We start from the raw sequence: 11,256 nt of genomic DNA on the forward strand, positions 1-11,256 counted from the left end.
AAAAAGTATCAAGGGGAAGACGCAGAATATATGGTTGTTTTCGCCAAGGAATATCTAAAGACGCATCCCGATATAAACTTCTTCATTTTCGGCCATCGCCACATCATGTTGGACTTGATGTTAAGCCGTACCTCCCGTATTCTCATAGCCGGGGATTGGATGCAATTCTTCTCTTATATCGTATGGGATGGCGAGAATCTGTATATGGATCAGTTTCTGGAAGAGACGGACGGACAATCTTATCCCAACACATAAGACAGCGTTGTCTTAACACCTTAGACAGTACTGTCGAAGCACCTTAGACAGCGTTGTATGATGTGCTCATACAACGCTGTCCGGATTTTCCGCTTACTTTACCGGGATATAACCAACCTTCTTCACCGTCGCTTGTCCTTCGGCAGACATCACATAATCGATGAACGGTCGCACCTTTGAGGCATTCTTCGTCTCATAGTAGTAGAACAACGGACGGACAACCGGATAGGTCTTATTCCTCGCGTTCTCCAACGAAGGCTCCACGTAGGATTTTCCGGCATCATACGATACATGGATCGGCTTCACTTCTTTATTCAAATAAGCAAGACCTACATAGCCAATGGCTCCTTTCGTCTGGCTTACGCTTTGTATAATGGCACCTGTAGCCGGCATGCTCAAGATACCGTTCATATAGTTCTTATTTTTCAACACGCTCTCCTTGAAGAACTCGTAGGTTCCGGAAGAAGTCTCGCGGGAATAGGCCACGATCTTCATATCCGCACCACCCACTTCTTTCCAATTCTTGATCTTGCCGGTAAAAATGCCTTCCAATTGCTCCCGGGTCAGATTGGATACCTTGTTGGAAGGATGCACGACAACAGCCAGAGCGTCATAGGCGATCACCTCCTCTTTCGTCTTCTTTCCGGCTTCTTGCAACTTCATGCGCTCGTCGAATTTCATCTTACGGGAAGCCATCGCTATATCCGTAGTGCCTTCCATCAAAGCGGAGATCCCCACGCCGGAGCCACCACCCGTCACCGTTATCTTAGCAGCTTTGTTCTTATTCATGAAATTCTCGGCTTCAGTCTGGGTAAGAGGCAAACAAGTATCGCTACCCTTTATCTTCTGGGCAAACACATTCGTAGCAAACAAACACGCTGCCATGGCAGCTAATAAAATCGTCTTCTTCATTACTTTGTATTTATCTTTTATTTACGATACAAAATAAATACTTCGGTATTTCAATGGGATGAAACAGATATTACAATCCTATGAATTAAAACTTATATTGAAGACGGACTGTCAATACATTATCCTTCCGGTCGTTCTCGTAGCCCTTCACGAGGTTACTTTTCTCATTGAAGTTAAACTCGTAGTAAGCTTGTAGACGGATATGTTTATTGAAATTATAAATACCGCCGATACCTATCGTGCTTTGAGCCAAGTCGGTTTTTGAAGTGAAGCTATTTTCCGCCCCTACCTCATTTCCACTCACCTTCGTATTCGGATCGTAAACGTCATATTTCAATACGGCGGAGAAAGGAGAGGCGCCTATATCCTGTACCAAATAAAAGAAGTAACCAAGGAAAGGGCGCTTAAACAAAGAATTTTCCGGCAAATTCTCCGGTCGGGTACTGTAGTTCGGGCTTTTACTGCTCCCGGCGATACCGGGTTGGGTACCGATCAAACCTTCCGCACGGAGAGTGGTCTTTCCTAAAGATGAAAGAAAACTAAACTGTCCATCCAAACCTAAATACTGGCGCTTCATATAAGTACCCGTCTCTCCCATATCCCTCTTAACGAAATGATTGCCACGCATCTCATACGCCTCGGTAGTCGGGTTGTAGACAAAACCATGGTAATAGGAGAAACCGGCTCCCCATTTTCCCCAGTCGCCTATCGCCTTCTCGGCACCCAGACGCCCGATGAAATCTTTCCGGCTATCCGTCTCCCGGTTGATACTGTTTCCGGCAAACAGACCGGCATCCAATCGCAAGAAACTCAATGGGCTGGTAGTCTTGGTACGTAAGGTAAGCATCGCTCCCAAGTCACGCTCATCCGGGAAGAAATACTGGATAATAGTCGCTCTCTCCGGAGATTCGAGAGAACTCGTGGAATAACAGACCTCATAACCGAAAGGACGGTTGAACACACCAGCCATCAACTGGCTACGCTTCGTCCAAGGGTCCTTGATACCAATATACAGATCACGGAAACTTACTCCCTTATCATTCACCTCGATCTGGACAGCACCTGTTCCGATCCCATCATTGTACTCGAACTTCATACGGCCCCGGCGGATACCGATCCGGTTAAACCCTTTATCCAAGTTCTCGTTCTTATCGCCCACCTTCAAGGTAGCGTCCTCCTGTCCATATTGGTATTGTCCTTGGATATAAGCGGAAACCTTGAATTTGCTTAGCTTCTGGACTACCTTATCCAAGGTAGTCACTTCCGTAGCCAAGGAATCGATACGTTTTTCCACCGACTGATCCACCTCCTGCGCTCCCATACTGAATGGAAGCAGCACTAACATGAGCGCTATAACTTTTCCTAATTTCATTCCTAACTATAAAAACTATATTTGCGTCGCAAAGTTACAACGCTCCTGTTTCACACCCGTTTCACATACATTACAATCCTGTTACAGACGTCTTGCCTAATTATTCAGGGACGAATTTACATAAAATAATCGGTTCGTTCCATACATTGCACATGACTAGAATATTTGCGCGATAATTCTGGTCCATTTCGCACATTTATTGGGATATTGTGCTACCTTTGCCTCGATTATTGAAACACTATATTTATTTTTTTAATGAAGACATTAACAATCGGAGACCTAAAGGCTCGTATTCCAATCATCCAAGGTGGAATGGGCGTAGGCATCTCTCTTTCCGGCTTAGCCTCGGCCGTCGCAAATGAAGGTGGGATCGGCGTTATCTCCGCAGCCGGTCTCGGACTTTTATATAAGAAATTGTCACCCAGCAATTATACAGAAGCTGGGAATCTCGGGTTAGCGGAAGAGATCCGCAAGGCCCGGGAAAAAGCGAAAGGTATCATCGGCGTAAACGTAATGGTAGCTCTTTCCGACTTCGCTGAACTGGTGAAGACCAGTATAGCGGAAAAGGTAGACATCATTTTCAGCGGTGCCGGACTGCCTTTGGACTTGCCTTCTTTCCTCAAGAAAGATAGCGTCACCAAGCTGGTTCCCATCGTTTCCAGCGCACGTGCCGTACGTATCATCTGCGAGAAATGGAAGAATAACTATGATTATCTTCCGGATGCGGTGGTACTAGAAGGCCCGAAAGCGGGTGGACATCTGGGATATAAGGAAAACCAGTTGGAAGACCAGCATTTCTCATTGGAAGAATTATTACCTCAAGTCGTAGAGGAAGTCTCTCATTTCGAGCAGAAATACGACAAAAAGATCCCGGTAATCGCAGCAGGAGGCATTTATACGGGTGAAGATATCAAACGCATGATAGACCTTGGAGCATCAGGCGTTCAGTTAGGAACCCGGTTCGTTACCACCACGGAATGCGATGCCTCGGAAGCCTTCAAACAGACCTATATACAGGCAGAGGAGAAGGACATAGAGATCATCAAAAGTCCCGTCGGCATGCCCGGACGAGCCATCCATTGCAGTTTCCTTGAGAAAGTGAAGGCGGGAATCAAGCAACCGAAAGCTTGTCCCTTCAACTGTATCAAGACGTGCGATATATCACGCAGCCCGTATTGTATCGTCACCGCCTTGTACAACGCCTTCAAAGGGAATTTCGAGAATGGATACGCTTTCGCCGGCAGTAACGCTTGGCGAGCGAATAAGATCACTTCGGTACGGGAAACCATTACCGAGTTGATGAATGAATGGAAAGCGAAATTATAAGCACAAAAAAAGCCTCCGGAAACGGGGGCTTTTTTTATATTCGAAGGCAAGTATCTCCATTATTGCTCGGCCAACCAAGCAGCCAGCTCATTCCGGTTCGCGGCGGCATCCTGCACGCCGGCTTGGGCAGCTTGATCGAAATATTGCATAGCGGTCGTATAATCCTTCTTCATCGCATAAGCGACACCTAGGTTATTCCATGCTTCCGGCAAATTAATACCTTGCAAACGACTGATGGCCGGATCGTAAGCACCAGTCTCAATCTCAAGGGCCGCCGTATTTAATTGAGCGATCGGGTCGGTCGGATAAAGACGAACGGCGATATCGAATACCTCCTTGAACTGATCGCTGCCTTTATCATAAGAATTGGCTACCAAGAACATCTCATTCAAACTTAAATATTGAGGTTTCGTCTTGATCACTTGCTTGGCCTCGTTCACGTCGAACGGACGTGCGATATAAGCCAAGGTATAATCAATACGTCTTAAAGGAGGATAGTATTTATCCAATAATATCTTATAAGTCCGACCTCCGTTCAAGGCATGTAGTTTAGCCTTGCGCCTGTTTATATCTTGAATATCCAAGATCTCCAGAATCTCCTTCTTATTCGCCAAATCTGATTTCGTAACCTCTTGACGCAATCCGATCCAATCCTCACCCATCCAATTCACTTTCATCAAGGAAGGGTCCATCTTCTCCTTATCTTTCATGTAAGCGACAAAAGCCTTGGCACGGCTCTCAGACAATCTCATATTATAATCGTAGCCACCTTCCGGGGAAGCGTATCCGGTAACCTTAAATTCGGTAAAGCTAAGATTCTTATCGTTACGGACTTCCGTTACAATCTTATTCACCTCATTCAGCACGGTAGCGTTATCCTTGAAATCACGTAACAATACGGACTTGCCTACCTCAAAGTTTAAATAAGCGGAATGCGTCTCGCTCCGTTGTTTCACAGGCTCTACCGGAGGAGTAACATAGCTAAGCTCATAAACGGGAGGAGCTAACGGAGGCAATACACGGCTCATCACCCCATAGATGTCATTTGAGACCTCACAAGAAGCGCATCCCGTGGTATTCTCATCCACCATCAAGGTAGCGTTTCGCATCCATCCCGCATAGGGTACGGACAATTCCACCGGAATCAATTCCGGCCCCTTCTTCGTCTGACGGATAATCAAGCTAGGAGTTTGGGGAAATTCATAACTATCGAAACCCAACTCACGGTTCAACGCCTTCATACGTGCCCGCCCGGTAATCACGATCGGGTTAAACTGGTAAGACTGCGATTTATCCACCGATTGCAATACCGGTGTCAGGATGACCATCTCTTGGGATTTCAAACGCAGATTGCTCAGATTGGTCGTAAAATTCATCATAAGCTGGCTTCCGTCCTTCTTTGCGCTTACATTCTCGAAACTAACAGTTCCCCGCACACCGTTCTGTGCCTGTAGGCTCACACCTCCGAGGAACAATAAAGCGATACATATACTCAATAAATGTCTCATATCTCTCTAGATCGTTTTTTAGTGGATAAAATAAATGATAGAAAGGGCCGCTTTCGTTACACCCCAATAGTTCGAGTTCTTGGTCTCGATCTTGGAGCCACATTCCCCGCAATTATACTTATCATAATGTACACGGGCATAACCGGCGCCGATAGCGGCTTCTATACTCCAACGCTTATTCAGTATCCATTGATGTCCCAACGTAAGTCCGCCACCGTACAAATAACCATCATAACGATGGTCCTTCAAATTAGGGAATATGCCAAAGGGTAATTTAATCCCGGCGATATTATACTGTCCGCCCAACGCATGCACGCCAATAAACGTACCGTTGAATTTCTCGCAAGTCCAATAACGCACTTCCGGCATGACAAGCCAATGCTTCAGTTTCTTACCGTCATTGAACTTGAAAGGATTATATCCCGCCGAGACATCCAATGTAACCTTTTTGCTTAAGCCCACCTCGAATCCTAAGTTCGGAGTCGTAGTCGCGTCGTAGAGAAGATTGTTCTTCAACGCAAAATGTTGTGCGCTCATAGATAAGGAAAATAACAATGCTAATCCAAGTAAAAATGCTTTCTTCATTTCTTATAAGCTTAATGATTTGAAGAAGAAACAGGAATAAACGGGTTTTAGTTTTCGATAAGCGTTAATAAGATATGATCATTAAATTTAATTATATTAATGGTAAAGGGAATGCGGAAGGCGCTTTTATCGCTTATCCACATTCCCTTTAACTTATTTATAAATATACGATTACTGCTTGATGTCGCCTAATTCGACCAGCTTATTGACAATCGCATAGATCGTAAGACCGCTAGCACTATGAATTTGAAGTTTCCGAGCGATATTACGGCGGTGGGTGATGACCGTATGCGTAGAAAGAAACAAACGATCCGCTATCTCTCGGTTTGTCATTCCCTTCACGACGCAGACTACGATCTCTTTTTCCCTCGAGCTTAACGATTGTTGCTCGTCATCCCCTTCCGGCTCGTCATCCGGAAGTACCTCGGCGTTCAACCGTTCCAATTTGTGCTTGATCTCATCAGGGCTATCGTATATGTTAATTTGTTCATCATAAGAACGCAATAACACACTGTCTGAGACAGAATATAATAAAGCGATACATTTCATCTCGGCACAGCCGCTTTCCTCCTTCAAATGTTGCAACGTGAAATAGCCGGGCAAAGCCGGATTCACGATCAACACATCCGGTTTGTGCATACGAAGCGAGTCGAAAAGAGATTCCACCGAATGAATCTCCACCATCTGGATACGGAAACCCGGTAACCGTTTCAACAGGTTCTCCAGTCCGCTCCTTATGATAACAGAAGGTTCGGCTATCGCAATCTTTAGATTTGTACTCATCGATTCATGCTTATAATTGCTTTTCCAAAGCCAATATGGCCGGTACAAACAAATAATCCTCCACACGGGTATGTGAAGCCAAGTCTTCCTCCGTGGCAAAAATATCGAACAAGACACTATTCAGCATATTCGTACCCGCTCCCGGATAGTATTTGATCAGGATATTTTTCAACTCCGTGATCTTCATCTCGATCTGATCATGACGCTTACGGAAGATCGTAATATTGTATTTCGGATCTCTCTTTCCTTCCAACAAATTACGGACATAAGGGAAAACAGCACGTTCCTCATAAGACATATGTTTATTTACCTCCTCCGCATACTCATCGAAAAACTTCGTGATCACAAAAGCGACATCCTCCGGGCACCCGGATATAGCGTCTACCAATTTACGACGGATATGTGGCAAGCGGAAGTTCAAGAAGTAATCATGGGCATTATGCAAATAGCGGATCAAGTTCTCGATCGACAGGCATTTGCTGATATTCTCGACAGGCGTATTCACTTCCTCGACCAAGAAATTCACGACCGTCAGGAAAGTACAAGCATCCACCCCATTCTGCCGGCAAACCTCCCCGATATTCTTCTCTCCGAACCCAAGCGCTATACCAAAACGGCTCATGACTAAAACCATCGGATAGTTCTCGCAGATCAGATCACTCATTTTATCGGTTTCCCGGTACATTCCATTTTTATACATAGGCTTCTTTCTAACTTGTCTTGGTGTTTGAATAGCCAAATATACTCCTTTTTCTTCCATATCTCGTACATTTATTATTATTTCACAAAGGCTTAAAGGACGACTCCGTCGGCACGACCGCTATACACTCAGTCTCTATCAACCATCCGGGACGGCAAACGGGGGCCAAGACTATCAAATGTGGCAAATCCGGGTAATGAGCCTCAAAATACTTCTTAACCACCGCATAATCAGCCATATCTCTCAAATAGGTGATCGCCTGCGTAATATCACGAGTAGTAGCGTCCGCCTCTTTCAGCAACACGCTGATATTTTCCATCATCCGCTCGGTTTGTTTTACGATATCGCCCGGATAGACAATCTCTCCCCGGTTATCGATACTCGCCGTACCCGAGATAAAGACCTGTTTACGATCCCCATACGTAACAGCCGTACCCCGCTCGAAGGTTACACCATATTCATAAGTAGGATTCAAGTGCGTGGGAGCGTAAAGGAACTGAATCTGTCCCGGCTCCAATCCATCCACCGCATAACTGTCCATCTGTACCAACACCGAAGGATCGGCATGACGTCCCTCAATACCCGTGCTAGCGATATAATGCGTCTTCTCCGTAAGATTCTGCGTGATAAAAACTTCTTTTCGGGCTTTCACCACACCGGCGTAATTCACGTCTACGTTTTGCACAAAGAACCAAGTACGGACACAATGAGAGGCCAACGTACAACGCTGCCCCATCAATTGCATCACATAGTCATTCAATAAAAGCCGGGTCTGGTATTCCGAATTGGCCGCCTTATTGAAGGCACCTCCCCCCCAGAGGTGCCTATAACCGTTATGCGACGCTTCCAGTAAACCGGAATCGTACGTTTGTACCGACATCCCCGTTTGCAAATAGGTCCACATAGCGATCTTTGTTCCATTCAAAGGCGGCTGCTGAACGATAGAGAGCGGGCAAAAGGCGCTCTCGCACTCCCACTCCATCACGCTATCCGTCTGATTAGCTGCGTCACTTAAAAAATAACGGCGGAAAACGGCGGTAGCGTCATTCGATAGCTCTTCCTTCACGACAGTCACATAAACCCGCAAAAGGTTTTGCAATTGCTCCACGAAAGACAAACAAGGGTCCGTGATCGATACCATCACCTGATATTCCGTTGTTCCACCTTTACCCGTGAATGAAGAGATTTGCATTTCTACCGCTTTATCCGTATCTATCCTCCTCGTATAATTCATCATTTTCTTTCTTATCAATTATCCAATGCCCCTCCTAAGATCCAACCTTGGATCAAAGCAAGGACCTCCTGTTTCCCGGAACTATTGAACATATCCTTATGTACCGGATTATCCTCCAATATATCCAGCAAGAAACTATTGTTTATATTACCCGGGGTCACGTAGTTCTTACCCTCTTCCGAAAGGGGCGCCTTTACGTTCACTAAAGATTTATAAGCCACATCGTCCCTAAGATCCAGCTGACCGGCCAATCCCGATCCTCCTCCATGACAAGACAAGCAATTCAAGTCGAACACCTGCGCTTGTATACGTTTGAAGCTCGCTAAATCCAATTCGCCGACAGACAAATCAAGCGGTTCGTCCGAATCATCCACCGGAGACGTATAATAGGAGTAAACCAACCGCAATCCCCTACTAATCACAGCGACCTCTATACTCCTCGTATCCGGAGTGACATTATTCAATCGGAGTTTTAGTCTTTTGCCGTCTTCCGCCGGCTTACTGATACGCTGGGTTTGCAAAGGTTTCGACTTATCCTCGCCAAAAGCACATAACGAGAGCATATTCTCCTTCGGCCAAGCTTTCAGGCCAGTGAAAGAAAGTGACACGGTAGCGGTTCGCCCGGAATCAACCGTCTCATCCGGATAAATCTTACCCTCATCACAACCCAGCCCGAATAACAGGAATAAGGCATACATTATATATTGACTATATCGTTTCATACCCAAAGATTAGAACGTGAACTGCAACATAGCCGTAGCGGAGTGACGAGCCAATCCAATAGCGTCCTCATCCCGGTCATTCTGCGTAGCATGACCGCTACGACCTAGATATTGATACATAACCTGTAGCTTCAAATTATTATTAAAGAAATAATAATTCAAACCAGCGGCGGGCATATTCAACAAACCACCCTCATCCGTAGCGTTACGATCATAGAAATCATATCGCAAAGCACCCTGCAATTTCGGAGTGATGAAATAGCCCAATTGAGCGTAAGCTCCCCAGAAATTCTTATCCGGCTTTTGCATGATCTTGGTAAAATGCATATTCATATAGTAACCTTCGGCAGCCACATACCAGCGGTTCTTGATCCACGCGAACTCAACGCCCACACGAGTGTCGCTACTGGTCAAGAACTCGGCCTCCGCATTATAAGAGGCAGATACGGCGATAGACATCTTATCGTCGTTCAGATTCTCCGGTGAGCCTTGAGACGTTGGCATCTCCCCCTTCGGCATAAAGGCCAGACGACCCGCATATAACAGCGAAGGCAACCATTTATGATCATCGCAGTTTGTCTTAGTCGCCAAATTCACGTCGATACCCGTACCATTAAAAATACCGACTTGATAATTCCATTTATCATGGATCAAACCATGTACCTGTACACCCAAGTCGAATCCCGTGGACATATTCGGTATGACATAATTCACGTCGTAAGGAAGCAATACGGATTGGGAAGCGGAATAAGGCAGTACCGGAAACAACGTCTCCCCCAAAGTACTTAAATAGCCATGCATAAACGGTGTCTTGAACTTACCGACACGGATACGAAACGACTCCTTGATCGCTACGTCGAACCAAGCCTGTTGCAATAAAGCACCTCCACTCTTAGCGGCATTCAGCGATAAATTGAAAGTAACCCGTCCAAAAGCCTTACCCGTAAAACCGAGAATAGCGTTAGGGATCGCGAAACCGGAGTTCGCTACGCTCTTGGCATAATGGCTTTCCAGCCCTTGGTCGTCATATCGGTTGTAGCAAGCGCTTGCCTGTACCAACGCATAGGGCTTAAACAAAAAATCACCGGCCTTGGTAGAAAAAGAAAAGCCCTTCTTTCCCGCTAGTGAAACCACATCGTTCTCTACATATTTATCATCCATCTCTTTCTTTGTATCTTGAGCTTTCACGGAGAAAACACCTGCTGATAGAAGCACCACAAGCAACGTCCTATATATTTTTTTCATTTCGATTCTATGCGTTATTTATTTATAAACTTTGTAGGAATTTAATCAGAGCGGCCCGCTCGTCTTTTGTCATGCGAGAGAATAGGGTACGCGACGCAGCTCCTTCCCCACCATGCCACATAATAGCCTCCGTCAGGTTCCGGGCACGGCCATCATGTAAATAATAGGTATGGCCGTTTACGACCTCTTGTAATCCCAATCCCCATAACGGGGTAGTCCTCCATTCATTACCGTTGGCCAAGCCACTGGGATAATCATCCCCTAGCTCAACACCCATATCATGCAATAAAAAGTCCGAATAAGGATGGATCACCTGATTACCTAATTGAGGCAATTCCGTATTATTCAAAAGGACAGATCCGCGAGGGCGTGTCTTCAAGGAAGTCACATGGCATAAATGACATTTCGCTTGATAGAAAAGTTGCTCTCCTTGAAGAACCGTAGGATCATCCACATTCCGACGGGCGGGTACCCCCAAGGTCTGGAGGTATAAATCCACATCTTCCATATCTTCCGTAGAGACCTGCGCCCCGGTCATGGCAAAACCCATCATATTACCCTGTCCTTCTCCTACCTCATGCGGGAAACGATCGTTCGTAACACCGAGATCGGAA

The 11,256-nt window shown here is 45.7% G+C and carries 11 protein-coding genes and 1 pseudogene; 2 read left to right on the forward strand and 10 right to left on the reverse strand.

What is annotated here, in order from left to right:
• Positions 1-255: pseudogene (locus QVP94_RS10185) on the forward strand (UDP-2,3-diacylglucosamine diphosphatase); the annotation flags it as partial.
• Between the two features lie 93 nt (positions 256-348).
• On the opposite strand, the gene QVP94_RS10190 reads toward QVP94_RS10185, so the two are convergent.
• A complete protein-coding gene (locus QVP94_RS10190) occupies positions 349-1,167 on the reverse strand; it encodes a PstS family phosphate ABC transporter substrate-binding protein (protein ID WP_005861193.1) in 819 nt (272 codons plus the stop codon).
• Between the two features lie 85 nt (positions 1,168-1,252).
• Positions 1,253-2,539 carry a putative porin gene (locus QVP94_RS10195; RefSeq protein WP_008773889.1) on the reverse strand — a complete coding sequence of 429 codons (1,287 nt, stop codon included), beginning with the start codon at positions 2,537-2,539 and terminating at the stop codon, positions 1,253-1,255.
• Positions 2,540-2,794: 255 nt separating this feature from the next.
• Between QVP94_RS10195 and QVP94_RS10200 the strand changes: the two genes are divergently transcribed.
• A complete protein-coding gene (locus QVP94_RS10200; protein ID WP_005861189.1) occupies positions 2,795-3,865 on the forward strand; it encodes an NAD(P)H-dependent flavin oxidoreductase in 1,071 nt (356 codons plus the stop codon).
• A gap of 59 nt (positions 3,866-3,924) precedes the next feature.
• Here QVP94_RS10200 and QVP94_RS10205 read toward each other — a convergent pair whose 3' ends face one another.
• The 8 genes from QVP94_RS10205 to QVP94_RS10240 form a co-directional block, all read right to left on the reverse strand.
• Complete coding sequence (locus QVP94_RS10205; protein WP_022192535.1) at positions 3,925-5,373, reverse strand: DUF3868 domain-containing protein; 1,449 nt, start codon at positions 5,371-5,373, stop codon at positions 3,925-3,927.
• 18 nt (positions 5,374-5,391) lie between these two features.
• Complete coding sequence (locus QVP94_RS10210) at positions 5,392-5,958, reverse strand: DUF3575 domain-containing protein (RefSeq protein WP_005861186.1); 567 nt, start codon at positions 5,956-5,958, stop codon at positions 5,392-5,394.
• Between the two features lie 171 nt (positions 5,959-6,129).
• On the reverse strand, positions 6,130-6,741 hold the full coding sequence (locus tag QVP94_RS10215) for a response regulator transcription factor (protein ID WP_005861184.1): 612 nt from the start codon (positions 6,739-6,741) through the stop codon (positions 6,130-6,132).
• A gap of 10 nt (positions 6,742-6,751) precedes the next feature.
• A complete protein-coding gene (locus QVP94_RS10220; protein ID WP_010185248.1) occupies positions 6,752-7,441 on the reverse strand; it encodes a hemerythrin domain-containing protein in 690 nt (229 codons plus the stop codon).
• Between the two features lie 82 nt (positions 7,442-7,523).
• Entirely contained in the window at positions 7,524-8,678 is a 1,155-nt protein-coding gene (locus QVP94_RS10225; RefSeq protein ID WP_009018360.1) for a Rid family hydrolase, read from the reverse strand.
• Positions 8,679-8,689: 11 nt separating this feature from the next.
• Positions 8,690-9,397, reverse strand: a complete 708-nt coding sequence (locus QVP94_RS10230; RefSeq protein WP_022192538.1) for a hypothetical protein — start codon at positions 9,395-9,397, stop codon at positions 8,690-8,692.
• A gap of 9 nt (positions 9,398-9,406) precedes the next feature.
• Positions 9,407-10,642 (reverse strand): porin, encoded by a 1,236-nt coding sequence (locus tag QVP94_RS10235; RefSeq protein ID WP_005866751.1) that lies wholly within the window; start codon positions 10,640-10,642, stop codon positions 9,407-9,409.
• Positions 10,643-10,664: 22 nt separating this feature from the next.
• Positions 10,665-11,256, reverse strand: a 592-nt coding sequence (locus QVP94_RS10240) for a di-heme oxidoredictase family protein (protein ID WP_288213236.1), incomplete at its 5' end; no start/stop codon positions are given.

Origin of the sequence: Parabacteroides sp. CAG:2, from assembly GCF_000436315.1 — a bacterium.
Taxonomy (GTDB): Bacteria; Bacteroidota; Bacteroidia; order Bacteroidales; family Tannerellaceae; genus Parabacteroides; species Parabacteroides distasonis.